The sequence below is a fragment of the Gloeocapsopsis crepidinum LEGE 06123 genome, assembly GCF_015207655.1.
Taxonomy (GTDB): domain Bacteria; phylum Cyanobacteriota; class Cyanobacteriia; order Cyanobacteriales; family Chroococcidiopsidaceae; genus Gloeocapsopsis; species Gloeocapsopsis crepidinum.
In genome coordinates this window covers 1-13,584 of record NZ_JADEWN010000031.1, presented here as the reverse complement: position 1 = coordinate 13,584, position 13,584 = coordinate 1, and the positions used below count along the sequence as shown (strand labels likewise).

Annotated in this window: 14 protein-coding genes; 2 read left to right on the top strand and 12 right to left on the bottom strand. The window is 40.4% G+C overall.

Annotated features, from left to right (window positions below):
- Positions 1–6: 6 nt before the first annotated feature.
- Both IQ230_RS26665 and IQ230_RS26660 read left to right on the top strand, forming a co-directional pair.
- Positions 7–339 carry an amidohydrolase family protein gene (locus IQ230_RS26665; protein ID WP_228054884.1) on the top strand — a complete coding sequence of 111 codons (333 nt, stop codon included), beginning with the start codon at positions 7–9 and terminating at the stop codon, positions 337–339.
- Between the two features lie 30 nt (positions 340–369).
- Positions 370–702: a hypothetical protein gene (locus IQ230_RS26660; RefSeq protein WP_265576215.1), complete on the top strand. Its 333-nt coding sequence runs from the start codon at positions 370–372 to the stop codon at positions 700–702.
- Here IQ230_RS26660 and IQ230_RS13490 read toward each other — a convergent pair.
- The 12 genes from IQ230_RS13490 to glf all read right to left on the bottom strand — a co-directional run bounded on the left by IQ230_RS13490 (position 699) and on the right by glf (position 12,853).
- On the bottom strand, positions 699–2,120 hold the full coding sequence (locus tag IQ230_RS13490; protein WP_228054882.1) for an amidohydrolase family protein: 1,422 nt from the start codon (positions 2,118–2,120) through the stop codon (positions 699–701). The two genes, IQ230_RS26660 and IQ230_RS13490, sit on opposite strands and share 4 nt — an antisense overlap.
- A complete protein-coding gene (locus tag IQ230_RS27930; RefSeq protein WP_407646656.1) occupies positions 2,050–2,220 on the bottom strand; it encodes a hypothetical protein in 171 nt (56 codons plus the stop codon). Before IQ230_RS27930 ends, IQ230_RS13490 begins: the two co-directional genes overlap by 71 nt.
- Complete coding sequence (locus IQ230_RS27395) at positions 2,151–2,660, bottom strand: type 2 periplasmic-binding domain-containing protein (protein ID WP_193932492.1); 510 nt, start codon at positions 2,658–2,660, stop codon at positions 2,151–2,153. Before IQ230_RS27395 ends, IQ230_RS27930 begins: the two co-directional genes overlap by 70 nt.
- 53 nt (positions 2,661–2,713) lie before the next feature.
- Positions 2,714–3,907: a hypothetical protein gene (locus IQ230_RS13475; protein WP_193932491.1), complete on the bottom strand. Its 1,194-nt coding sequence runs from the start codon at positions 3,905–3,907 to the stop codon at positions 2,714–2,716.
- Positions 3,908–4,025: 118 nt separating this feature from the next.
- Complete coding sequence (locus IQ230_RS13470) at positions 4,026–5,222, bottom strand: glycosyltransferase family 4 protein (protein ID WP_193932490.1); 1,197 nt, start codon at positions 5,220–5,222, stop codon at positions 4,026–4,028.
- 47 nt (positions 5,223–5,269) lie between these two features.
- Positions 5,270–6,517, bottom strand: a complete 1,248-nt coding sequence (locus tag IQ230_RS13465; RefSeq protein WP_193932489.1) for a glycosyltransferase — start codon at positions 6,515–6,517, stop codon at positions 5,270–5,272.
- A gap of 49 nt (positions 6,518–6,566) precedes the next feature.
- Complete coding sequence (locus IQ230_RS13460; RefSeq protein WP_193932488.1) at positions 6,567–7,301, bottom strand: FkbM family methyltransferase; 735 nt, start codon at positions 7,299–7,301, stop codon at positions 6,567–6,569.
- Between the two features lie 60 nt (positions 7,302–7,361).
- A complete protein-coding gene (locus IQ230_RS13455; RefSeq protein ID WP_322742408.1) occupies positions 7,362–8,516 on the bottom strand; it encodes a glycosyltransferase family 4 protein in 1,155 nt (384 codons plus the stop codon).
- Positions 8,465–9,670 (bottom strand): glycosyltransferase, encoded by a 1,206-nt coding sequence (locus tag IQ230_RS13450; RefSeq protein WP_193932487.1) that lies wholly within the window; start codon positions 9,668–9,670, stop codon positions 8,465–8,467. Before IQ230_RS13450 ends, IQ230_RS13455 begins: the two co-directional genes overlap by 52 nt.
- Before the next feature lie 7 nt (positions 9,671–9,677).
- Positions 9,678–10,736, bottom strand: coding sequence for a glycosyltransferase (locus IQ230_RS13445; protein ID WP_193932486.1), 1,059 nt, complete (start codon positions 10,734–10,736; stop codon positions 9,678–9,680).
- A gap of 41 nt (positions 10,737–10,777) precedes the next feature.
- Entirely contained in the window at positions 10,778–11,659 is an 882-nt protein-coding gene (locus IQ230_RS13440; RefSeq protein ID WP_193932485.1) for a glycosyltransferase family 2 protein, read from the bottom strand.
- A gap of 75 nt (positions 11,660–11,734) precedes the next feature.
- A complete protein-coding gene (gene glf / locus IQ230_RS13435; protein WP_193932484.1) occupies positions 11,735–12,853 on the bottom strand; it encodes a UDP-galactopyranose mutase in 1,119 nt (372 codons plus the stop codon).
- Positions 12,854–13,584 lie beyond the last annotated feature (731 nt).

Sequence of the window (13,584 nt, the reverse complement as noted above, 5' to 3'; positions counted from 1 at the left end):
CCCTAGTTGCCTTTAGAACTATGGCTAGCGGATGTTTTTGATTCTACTCCTACTGACCTGGAGCAGTTTTATCTAGGGGCATTAAGTACAGCAGTCAATACACTGTTATCAGGAGGTACTTGTCTAATTGATCATGCCTATATTGTGCCAGGACAAGAATTGGAAACTATTGCAGCCTTAGTGAAAGGCTATAAACAAGTCGGCATTCGTGCTTTTATTGCACCATTAGTTCAAGATCTACCATTTGTTTTTGGAGCCGCTAGTAATGATGCCCAAAATCTCTTAGAAGCAGTGAAGCTTGGAACTATTTTGCACACTGTCACTGAGCCAGATGATTAGCATTGGTTGTCTCCTCATACAGTACTGCAAATGGCAGCACAGAATGGTGCTCGTGGTGTAGGATTAGAACAATTAGGAGCTATTTCCCTTGGTAGTATTGCTGGCATATTTTTGTATAACCTGGCACATCCTTATTTATTGTCATTTAACGACCCATTGCAATTATTAGTGCTGGGTAGACCAACTGATGTTGTAGAGCGAGTCTGGATTAATGGCAAGCTGATTGTTGAAGATGGTAGCGTGAAAACAGTAGATGTAGCTGCGTTGCATCAAGAGTTATGCGATCGCACTCGCCATACTAATCTACCCCAATTTCATACGCTAAAATCAATCGAAGCACACTACCGACAGATGTTGCTTTAGAACAAATCATCAGTCAGAATTGCAGAATCGACGGGTTGTGTCAAACAGCGATCGTAAATTTGACGGTAGTAAGGCAAAAAAGTCTGTACGGTGGCTTCCGATTCTTGCATTGCAGGTAATATTTGATGATGCACTCTACAGATTGCTTCGATCAAAGCTTGCTCGTTGACTTGAGTTAATTTACCATTGCGCATAACTTCAACACCATCAACAACAACTAAATCTACAGCACCGGTTTCTGCGTAAACGAGTTGTCGTAGAGGATGATTCAGCGGTACAAACGATAGATTATTGAGTCGGTATCCAACAAAATCAGCCTGGTAACCAGGAGCAATTTTTCCCAATTGCTCAAAGCCAAATGCTTTAGCACCTCCAATTGTGGCAAACTGAAAGGCTTCTTCTGCAGATATCCACTGTTCTGGAAACGTTGCAGGTGACTTGTTAAGTAAAGCAGCAGCTTGCATTACCGAAAGCATATTAAGACTATCTCTTGACCCATATCCATCACTGGCAAGGGCAATGTTAACTCCTGCTTCTTGAAAAGCACGAACAGGCATTCTACCACTACCAAGTTTAAGATTGGAAAGTGGATTATAAACAACACTCGCGCCTGATTGAGCAAGCAGTTTAATGTCATGCGGTGTCAACCAAACACAATGCTGTAAGGCAATGCGATCGCTTAAAATACCCAACTCGGCTAAATACTCAGTCATCGAACACTGGTAAAACAATTGTCCTGTCACTGCTTGTAAGCGTGTTTCGAGTAAATGTAGCATTATGGGTAAATCGTATACTTGTGCCAATTCCCCAAGCTGAATTAGAAAAGAGCGACTGCAACGCTGTGGTGCAGAAGGTGCAACAATATAGCCGACTCGATGTTGATTGGGATGGCGTGTTTGAGCCAAATGTTGTGCAATAGTTAACAGGCGATCGCGATCGGGTAAACCTTGGCGATCCAACTGTTCGCGCAGGTGTACTGGCACTTCTTCATCAAAGAATGGTACTGCACGGTAAAACGATAAATCGTAAAGACTAACGCTAACTAATGCCCATAACCCAATATCTTCATAAGCTTGAAAAACGGCATCAATACACTCCATAGAAAACTGAGGAGCATGGTTGACATCATCCACGACAAACGTTGTACCTGTACAGATGGCTTCAATAGCGCCAATCATCGTGCGCAGATAAACCTGCTCTGGTGTCAGAGGTGGCGATGCAACTGGCGGACGCACAAAGTGCATCCACAACTCAAGCGGTAGATTGTCAAAACATCCTTTATGAAAATGCTCGTGCGAATGAAAGTGCCCATTAATCAAGCCAGAAGTTACCAATAACCCCTTTGCATCAATGACAGTACAGCCTGAAGGAATTGATAAATCCGCAGCAACCGCGACAATCGTACCCTTCTCGATCAAAAAAAGCAGTTCCCACCGTACTTTGCATACTCACAAGCCCAAGACGACCGGCAAACTCCGGTTTCCACAAGTCTTCCCATGATGTAGGCGGTGTAGAAATTCTTGCCGTATTATAACCAATGCCGATCGCTTGAACAGCTCAGTAGGTCCCCACTCATCAGCTTTTGTTTGATACTGGGGTAACAAATCTTGAAAGTTTTCACTGAGGTCAACGGGAAAGGGTTGTAAAATTTCCTCAACAGGCGCATTACGAAATGGTCCTGCATCTAAGAGTGCCACATCATAAGGAGGGCTATTAGCTGATGCAGTAAGTTGTGCGACTTGGTCGATTGCTAATTGCGGTACTAAGTTAGTCGTAGTTCCAGTTTTCTGGGCAAAGTAGGGTACTAAAATTGTACGATGTGCTTCTTTCCAACTTCCTGTAAAAGTTGCTGCAACGAGTCTACCACCATTACCTGTTTGTGATGCTTCATTTCCACCACAACCTTTGAGCAATAAGCTTGTTCCCGTAAAAAGTCCAGCACCTAATTTGATTGACATGAAACAAAAGTAAGTTTGAAGATACAGCTAAGCTGTATGCAAGTTGGTAAAAATTATGACAATAATTTTGCCTTCTGGATTCGATGTTCGTGCCAGCGTAATCCAATGAGAGTAACCATAGAAAGCATAAAACCAGGTTCCTCAACTTGCGTTAGAAAGAAACCATACACAAAAATGGTAAGGGTGAGAAATTTACAATAGTCATCAATACAAAAATACTTCCATACTAAAAAACCAAGATACAAGTAAGCAGCGACTCCCAGCCATCCCTGATCGCCCCAGATTCCAGCCCAACTAAACAGTGGTACATATAAGGTGGTTGATAAGGCAATCCAATTATTATTAATAAAGCTCCACATTTCATCGTATAAAGGATGTTTAGTAGCTCCGAGCCGAGATAAGATACTCCACATATCACTAATTGTCCAACCTCCTAACCGACCAAGCGTATGCCCTGGACCCAGTCCTAACAACCAATTGATAGGAGAATGGTAGTATGAAAGAACTTTGCGGATACCCTCTGTTTTGACATCAAGTCCGCCACCAGAATTACTATTGTTGATATCATCTCTGCTAAACCATTGAACGTAAACTTCAAATAATTCTATGTTATGAGTTGCCCACCAGAAAGCTGCAATGGCTAATCCGATGCAAGTTACATAGACTAGAAGCTTTCTCAAATCCTGAACTTTACTTAAGGCAAGTAAGCCCCAAGCTAGTCCGCTGACGAGAAGTACCTGTTTAGTGTCCGCAATTTGAATTTGATAAATTGTCCCTACTAGTCCAAAGATACGTATCCAAAGCGGAACTGTTTTAAGATATAGAATGCAATAAATAGAAACACTAACTGAGACAGCAGCAGAGATGTAGCCTCCGGCTCCCGATATAAAAAAAACTCCCTGTACCCCATCTGTTTCATCATATGGCGCTGCACTTATATGTCCTGCAACTAAAAGGAACTTTTGAATAATTGCTAATAACAGATTGATTAATGCAGAGACGATCAACCAACGCCTGAATTTATTAAGACTTTCTGCATGAAAATCAATACAAGCGATCGCTATGAGAAACATGAAGGGTTCCCCAAGGATTAGGAAGTTAACGATGACATTAGGAATTCCAGCATGGTTGACAATTGCACTGGCAAGCATTACACCTAGGAAAATCAGAAGTGCAAAGAAAATCGACCAAACAGCATTAAGTTGACGGTAATCTTTGGTTCGAGTCGCTGACATTGCAACTACCATTGCAAAGGGTATAGTCGCGAAGTGAAAAAAGTTGAGAATTGAGGGAGCACGCGCTATTGAACAAAAGATACGAGAGTAGAAAGCTGTCGAGAAGGCAATAAAAACAAGTGTGGAACTTTTAATAAATCTTGCTTTTTTCTTCCTTAAAATAGTTGTCGGTTGATTTATCATTGCAATTTGGTTTGCATGAAGATTGGCACGTTTTAGAATATAGTTTCAGATATTTATAAGCTGCATTTGACTTTGAAAATCGGTCATCTCGGATTCGATTAGGAGAAGGTTGCTCCAGTGCCTGACTGATGGCTTGGGAAAGGTTTTCGACTGGGTTGTCCTGCAAATCAAAATAGATGCAAGACTCAGAACCTACCTCCTTAAAAATTGGAATGGCTGAACAAACTACTCGGCACGAAAGATATAAGGCTTCTGCTAAGGGAATGCAAAAGCCTTCTGTGGAAGAAGGAATGACAAATAATTGGCAATTTTGATACAACCAGCATAATTTACTATCGTTAATTGCTGATACCATTAATACTTGCTCTTCTAAGGACAGTCGAGCAATCAATCGCGAAAGGTTATCTGTTTCAGGACCTGCACTGCCTACAATGACAAGCTTAGTAGAAAGTTCTAACTTATTTTCTTGTAGCAATAAGGCAAACGATTGAATTAATAAATCTAGGTTTTTATTCTTGCGATGCTGACCAATAGTTAATAGAAATGGACTGTATAAATTATCTTCTATTTCTCCTAAAGGTTGAGGAATAATTTCATCAAAATTGACATAATTATAAATTATAGAGGTTATTTTCTTTGAATTTATACTAGGAAAAAAACGTTTGAAGCTTGCCAATGTTGTTTTAGAAACACAAGTCAAACCGTCGCTTTGGTAGATACATTGCTTAAGAAAGAGACGATTGAATAAAACTTGTCGATAGCCAAAATTTTCTGGATATTCGTAAGGATAAAAGTCGTGAATAGTAGCAACAACTGGACAGAGAAAGCGCGATCGCAGAAAAGGTATTGGAAATGATAAATGAATGATATCTGGATTGAGTTCTTTTGCTAACTTCGGTAGTCCAAATAAAAACCAAAGATTTCTAGAAAGAGAGCTATTTTTAATATCAACAATGCTTAAAATAATTTTAGGTGATTTTAAATAAAAAGCTGTTTCAAAGTAATGTTTTTGCCAGTTACCCACAACTAATGTAACTTGGTTGACCTCTTCTATCTCTGCCAGACATTGAGCTAAATTCACAGCATATCGACAGATACCTGTAGGATTTGAAGGTCTATGTAAAGCGGCAATTAAAATATGCATTAAGTATTAAGTAACTCCTTCAAAAATTTGCAATACGTGGCAGAAATTTATATATTTATAGCCATGCGATGGGATGAATTTAAATCTTGATAAATTTGTGTGAATAGTTTCCCTTGAGCATCCCAACTAAACAACTCTCTGACTCGCTGTTGTCCTGCCTGTCCCATTTTGACGCGCAGGTCTACATCTTCAGCTAGTTGAATCATTGCCCTGGCTATACCAGAGACACTTTGCTTTGGGTTGTCTGCTGGAACAACAAAACCTGTTTCCGAAGTCACTTGAACTGCGGGTCCTCCTAAATCTAGACAAATGACAGGGCGACCTGCTGCCATTGCCTCTAAACAGACCAAGCCTCCTGAATCATGTAAACTAGGATGAACTAGAGCCGAGCTACTACCTAGCTTGACCAAAGCTTCTTCTCTGGGTAGATGTCCCAAAAACTTAAGCTGATGCTTAATTCCTAAATCCTCAGATAAAGTTTGCAACCGTTTCCATTCTGATCCTTCTCCTAAAATCCAGTACTCGGCATGTGAAAGTTTCGCTTCAGCAAAGGCACGTAGCGCTAAGTGTAATCCTTTCCAATGCAATAATCGAGCAATGCTGATAAATCGCACAGGTTGGGTATGAGGTGAAGGCAGTTGTACAAGTTGTAGAATTTCTCGCTCGGATAGGTTGCACTGAGATAAAATCTTGACCTGGGGCGCTCCTATAGTACATATCCGTTGAGCGGTATCTGAGGTGGTAGCAAAGGCGATCGCACTACGACAAGCAGTCAGTCGAGTAAACGGATCTTGCTCTCCAATCCAGCGCCATACACTACGCAAGATTTCATATAGCCGGTTATTTAAGTTGAAGTCTTGCCAATAAGCTTTTGGCGCAGACTCGCCTCCTCCCACTGGTCCCCAGACGAATGGAACAGGAAGTAGAGCAAGAAAGCTGGGACTAGAGTGCCTCACAAATGTGATATGATGAGTCAGGTCAAAACCAATTTTTCGATGCAGCTGCCGAGCAACAAAATATGCCTGGATTTGCCACAGGTAGTAATGAAGTTGCATTCCACCAGAGTGTCCCCAACGACGGCTATCTTGCCAGAAGGGTAAAGTAAAGTAGACGAAATGCAGGCTTGGGACAGGGTTGCGTGCCAGTTCTGCCTCAATAATGTCCTTGCTCTCATCAGGACGAGTCAATACCCAAACCTGGTGGTATTTTGCAATTTCTTGTACTACATTCCAGCCAACGCCAGGCTCAGATCCTTGACCTGGTTCGCAGGAATATGCTGATATCAAAACTTTCATAATGAGGTTTATAGAAAGAGTAAACCAATTAAATTTTGTAGATTGCGGTTTAGGCAGATTGGGGTTTGAAAATGAAATTACAAACGTAGGTTTTTCCTAACGAGGAAAGACCGTTGTAATTTCTAATATTTTGATGTTTTTCCTTAGAAAACTCGTTCAGGCTTTTGAGAGTTCCATCTAGTAAAAAGAACCCCTCATATCCCAAAGCCAGAATTTTAGAGAATATTTCAGTGATATCCTTATCAGTATGATGTTTTTGTTCAATCTCAATCATGAGAGTTGGACGTTGTTTGGTAAGCAGGTCAATAGCTCCATCAATCGCTGCTTCCTCGTGTCCTTCAACATCAATTTTGACAAATCCGACATTAGTATGTCCTTGGTCATCTAAGCGTTTGAGAGGAACAGTAAACGTCTTCATTCTTTCAGAATTATCCTGGTGCTTCAAGCTACCAAGCTGGTCGTACTCGAATGTATCTACAATAGGAACCGATAGAGTTGCAGTTCCTTCTTCATTTGATAAGGCAATCGGGTAGACACTAACCTTTGAGCCAATGGCTTTAATCAGAAATGTTGCTAATTCTGGATTGGGTTCGTAAGCAAATACGTGTTGGGACAATTGCGAGAGAAAGTAAGAATAAACTCCTTTATTGGCACCGACATCAATACTATTTTTATTAGGATCTACAAGGTCTTTGAGTATTTTCAATTCTGGTTCGCCCGATTTGTAATTGGTTGTGGCAATCAGGCGAATAGCGATCAATGGAGGAAGTATTTGCCTGAGCATATCCTTGATAAACATTAATATCATTTGGTATTTCCTGTTTTAAAAAATAGTGTTAAATCGTCATTTTTCTATTAATATGCGGGTATAAACTTCAGCCACTTTCTCTGCTGTTTTTTCCCAAGTAAAGGTTGTAACCCGCGTCAAACTGCGCTTGACTAGTTCTTGATAATGTGTCGGGTCGTAATATAAATGAATAATAGCGGCAACGATTTCGTCTGGACTTTTAGGGTTGACTAATACTCCAGCATTACCAACCACTTCTGGCATAGCAGAAGTATTAGAAGTGACAACTGGCGTACCGCATGCCATTGCTTCCAGCAATGTAATCCCAAAGCCTTCATGCAGCGAGGGGGCTAACAAAAGCTCGGCAGCATTGTAAAACTGTACCAGAGTTGATTTATCGGGTTTTCCAATATATCGAACTGTCGATTCAAGTTTGCAAGCCTGAATAAATTGCTTTTGCTGTGCTGTAAAGTCTGCTCCGGCTTTGCAGAACAAGATAGGCAGTTTTTTGTCTTTAAGAATTGCGATCGCCCGAAGAATTGTGTCAATATTCTTGCGGGGGTGATTAGCTCCTACATTCAGCAGACATAAAGTCTCCGGTGCAATGCCTTGTTGCTGACGAAAAGCAGTAACTTCTGATTTTGGCAGGGGGTGAAATATGGATTCTACCGCATTGGGAATCACTGTAATTTGAGTTGGATCGATCTTCAAGATCTGCGTTGTATCTTTTGCAGTGGCGGAGGAAACAGCAATAATCCCATCTGCGTAACGCATCCCATTGACGGAATGCAGCCAAGCATGCCTGCTAACAATTGGTAATTGGACAGAGCCTTGTAAATTGTCTTTGTAAAAAAAGTTGACTAGATCGTGGCAGGTAACGACAACTGGTCGATTCGTTTTTCTTAACCAATAGACAATGTTGGCATCGCAGGGTTCTACTATATGAATAAGATCTGCCTCTTGCTGTTGAACAAACTGGGGATAGCGCCAGAACCGTTCGTAGTATTTTTTAATTCTTACAGACAGTGAAGAACTAGTACGATCAAATGATTTGGGAACTAACTCCAGGATTTCCCATTCTGGACGAGCTTTTCTCAGTCCTGCAATGAGATTATCTGTGTAAATATCTAAGCTAAACTCAGCCATTGTGCGAGCGATCGCTATGCGCATTCGATTACCTCCGCTTGCTTCTGATTGATCGCTGTCTGCCACAGATTCAGTAACCTTTGTGCAATCTGCTCGTGGGAATAGAGTTGCTGCACTCTGCTAATTCCGTATTGTTTTACTTCCTGTCGCCAAGCTGAGTCACAAATCATGCGTTTCAAAATTGCTGCTAGTCCAAAAGCATCACCTTCTTGGAAAACTAAATCCGATCGCCCGATCGCATTGGGAATTTCACCGCAGCTGGAGCCTATCACCGGAACTCCCATTGCCATTGCCTCAATTAGTACGTGACCAAACTGCTCTTTCCAATCAGAAGTTGATCGCGAAGGCAAAACTAAAACATCGAATTTGCTAATCTCAGCGGGAGCCTGTTCGTGTCGGATTGCTCCTCGCCACGCGATCGCATCGGCAATTTGTTGAGTTTCTGCGTTGTCTTTGAGAGATGCTTCGGCAATTCCAGACCCGCATAGGGTAATTTTAAATTTGAGTCCCTGCTCTTGTAGTTGACGTGCGGCGGCAAACAGAATGTCGATGCCCTTTTCAGGTACTAATCGCCCCAAAAATCCAATATTGAACTCATCATGATTGCAATCCAACAATTGAGGTGAGAAGAACTTAGTATCCACTCCCATTTGGGGCATAACTGCGATCGCTCCGTTATAGCCCCACTGCCTCATGAGTCTCGCCCCATCCTCATTACCAGGAATTAAAGCGCGAGCAGTATTGAGTACAAATCGACACGTCCACTGGCGCAAAGCAGAAAGCGATCGCTCTAGGTTTTCCCAACCAAATACAACCAAGGGTTTACCTGTCAACCTACTCCAAATAGCAAACTCAAAGGCAAGCAGAGAGAAGACTTCTTCCTCAACCTGGACAATATCTGGCTGAAAATCGTTCAAAACTCGCCAGAGCAGCCAAGGAGTATAGATGTGAGCACCTCCACGACCGCTAAATAGAACTGATGCTTCATAAAGTTGGATGCTGGAATAAGGGTTCTCAACTGGAATAAGGCGATTCCACTCCAAAGCTTTCCAGTTACTGGGAACAAGTAACCCAACTTTAACGCGATCTGTTGCTGCGATCGCAGCTAACTTGCCCTGATTAACACCAACGACGTAAGTATGACTGACAAATAAAACACGCAAATCTCGACTTTTTTTATTCTCTACAAGCTTAACTTCTGGTAGTGTATCGACCTTCATTTCTTCTTTAACCACTTACTAGAACGCGAATTCTCTTAACAGTCCAGTCAATTGCTCTTGGTCGAAATTGAGGAGCATATAACCAGGTCATCGCTGGTTTTGCTAAAGGTATTGGCATCAACCCAACCCAGAGAAACCACAGGCTATAGATGAGTCGCTTTTGCCAGTTAAAGGTAGAATACTTCCACAGAGAACGGATTCCTTGATAAATCAGTGACAATGTGCAATCAGAGGCAACAGGATGGTTTGCAGCATCTAGTCTTAAAGAGATAATGCGAGACCACAGCCGTCCGATCGATCTCTGTTCCAAATCTTTGGGTACTGCGTAGCCTAGTGCATTGGCTTTCTGCACTAGCAAAGCATAGTTCTGTAAATCGTGCCGAACAAAGCGACGGAAGCGATCGCCCGTCACTGATGCCAGCGCCCATTGATTGCTATCATGAATTCGGTAAGCACCAAGTGGTTCTTCGATTGCAACAACTTCTCCATAAAAAGGGATCGAGATAGATAAGTAATCGTCGGCTGTCAATTTATATTCATCAGGAATGGGAAAAATTGGCTCCATTGCCTTTCGATTGAGTGCATTGCCACTCGTAGGTGTACTGACGTATCCGCCAAACTTCAGTAAAGTCCGCCAAACTTCACCATTTGCTAGCGGTTGGCTGCCTTGAGGAGAGGAATAACCGAGAGATTGACCAGAAGTATCTACCACTGATAAGCGGTAATGCACCTTAGCAATATTTGGTTGCCAAACAGCGACAATGCGTTCTACTGCATGAGGGAGTAGGTAATCGTCAGAGTCAAGGAATAAAATGATCTCACCTCGACTTTTCGCAAATCCACTATTAAAAGCAGCTGCTTGCTTTCCATTAGGTTGCAAAATTGGAATGATGCGATCGCCGTACTCTGCAATAATCTTACGAGAGTTGTCTGTGGAGCCGTCATCAACAACAATAACCTCAATAGGAGAATAGGTTTGATTTAAAGCACTGTCAATTGCTTGGGATAAAAAGCGATCGTAAGTGTAATTATTAATAACGATACTAACTAATAGAAAATTATCCATATTCAAAATTTCTTAATTCTCAATCAATAAAACATACATTTTTAACCCCAAAAATAATACTTTAAAGCTCTACTGTAGTAAGCTAAAGCCCTTAGAAATTTTCCTTCTCTTAGGTAAGCGTTACCAGTTCTTTTACTGTTATAAACACAAACATTTCTATAATCAAATGCAATCCCCTCAAAACAGGGATTTGTATAAATTTTTTCCGATACGAAAAGAGTTTCTAGAGAATTTTGTATCTTCCGAGTCGAAGTTCCACTTCCAGAGTGAATCCGATACTCAGTTAGTCTTTCTGGTATATAAAAAACGTCCATGCCACTACTTATAAGACAAAAGCTTAAAAAGAGATCGTATGCACCTCCTACCTTGTCAGAGTAGGCTGACCAATCAATGGCTGATTTACGAAAAACTGCTGATGATGCAAGAGGGATGGATTTATTAGAAATTAAAAGTTTAGGCTGTTTAACTAAACCTTGGGTAAGAAGATGTCTGCCAAATTTGGTAGTCTGTTCTTCAGTTGCTTCAATCATATGCCTTCCTTCAGAATCAATCAGCCAGTGATCGCTGAAAGCAAGACAAATGCGAGGATTAGATTGCATCACTGGAACCAACTTTTCTAAAAAATGAGGTGTCCAGCGATCGTCGTCATCTAGTTTTGCTATCAAGTCAGATCGAGCAGCTTGAAAGCCACCAAAATTATTCATGGCAATTCCTAATCGCTGTTTATTTGCTCGATAAATAATTCGAGAATCTCCATAGCTATGACAAAGGGCTTCTATTTTTGGTTCAGCACTGTCATCACAAACAATGAGTTCAAAATCTGAAAAAGTTTGAGATAGAGCACTTTCAATAGCTTCTGCTAAATAATCAATTCGCTTGTAAGCAGGAGTAATAATTGAAACTGCAGGGAGTATAGTATTCATAGATTTTAGCTTATTTAAATTTGGTTCTTGAACCGATGAAAATAAGTTGATAAATTCTAGTTTTTCTAAGACTTGTCAACGATTTACCGCTACTTCTAGTAACTCTTTGCTACTAATTTGTTTAAATATCGTTAAGGCTTGCGCGACAACCTGATCCATGTTGTAGTACTTGTAAGTTGCCAGTCGCCCTACAAAATGTACTTCTGGAGTTGCGTCTACCAGTGCTTTGTATTTTTTGTATATTTCTGCATTTTCAGGACAAGGAATGGGATAGTAAGGATCGCCTTCTGCTTTAGGAAACTCGTACACAATGCTGGTTTTTGCATGTTCCTGTCCCGTTAAATATTTGAACTCTGTAACGCGAGTGTATGGATGTTCGTTGGGATAATTGACAACGGGTGCAGGCTGAAAGGTTGGTCGCTCGTGAGTTTCGTGCTTAAAGGCTAGCGAGCGATAAGGCAACTTACCAAACCTGTAATCAAAAAACTCATCTACTGGACCTGTGTAAATCATTTCTTTATAAGAAATGACCTTTTGAATTTCACGATAATCCGTATTGAGCATGATTTTAATATTCGGATGGTTGAGCATATTTTCAAACATCCGCGTAAAACCATAAAGTGGCATTGCTTGATAGGTATCTGTGAAATAGCGATCGTCTCGGTTTATTCGGGTTGGAACACGGGCAGTTACAGAGCGATCGAGTTCTGACGGATCAATGCCCCATTGTTTACGTGTATAGTTACGGAAGAACTTTTCATACAATTCTCGTCCCACTTTACTGACTACGACATCTTCTGAGGTCAAAATTTTGTCTCGTGGTTCCGCCACCGATGCTAAAAATTCTTCTAACTGAAATGCACTGAGGTTTAACCCGTAGAGTTTATTAATGGTGTTTAAGTTAATAGGAATTGGTACAAGCTGACCATCGACACTAGCAAGTACTCGGTGTTCATAATGTCGCCACTCAGTAAACAATGATAAATACTCAAATACATCGCTGGAGTTCGTATGAAAAATGTGCGGACCATACTTATGTACTAGAACTCCATCGTTGTTGTAATGGTCATAAGCATTGCCACCAATATGATTGCGGCGATCAATAATCAGCACTTTCTTGTCCAACTGATTTGCCAACCGCTCAGCTAAAACACTACCTGCAAACCCTGCACCAACAACCAAGTAATCGAACATAAAAACATTCTCCTAATTCAAGATGATTATGTATCAGCAATCTAGACATCGAGTAAACTATTATCCATCACACAAAACTCAATATATGTATGTGTTTTAGAGCAATGTATTGTCAAAGATATATAAGTTGTAAAAACTATTTTCCTATGTTTTAACAATTAATAATATTTTGTTGTTTATACTTAAAACTTATGTAGCTTTATAATTAGAATAAAAAAGCAACCAAAAAATTAAATTAGGCACTAACTTTTACTTAATTAAAAAATATTGATAAACAGTTATTGAATTTAAGCATTGAATTCATTTGAACTAAAGACAATCTCCAACTTTTTTTAAGAATAGCCAAGCAAAGTATAAATTCTCATGCTAAAGCAAAAAAATATCAAAAATTTCACAATAAGCTCAAAAATGTATACTGCAAATTTATTTATGTAATTTGTCAAAGATTTATCCAATGAAAAGTAAAACAGTAACTATATAACAGAACATTATTGAATATTAAAAATTTAGTTCTAGGTATCTAAAATACCATTAAAATCTTTGTTTTTTTTAAATTTTTTTGTGTATAGACAAGTTGTAAAGCTGGAAAATTGGCAAAGCTTGTTACAGCCTATTGCAGTTTTATGAGGCACAGTAGCAACAGTGAGTAAACCAGTTTTTCAAATGCACGGGATTAATTAAATCGAGTGCAGTGGCAATGAGAAGATCAACCCTGAATGCAGTAGTTGGGG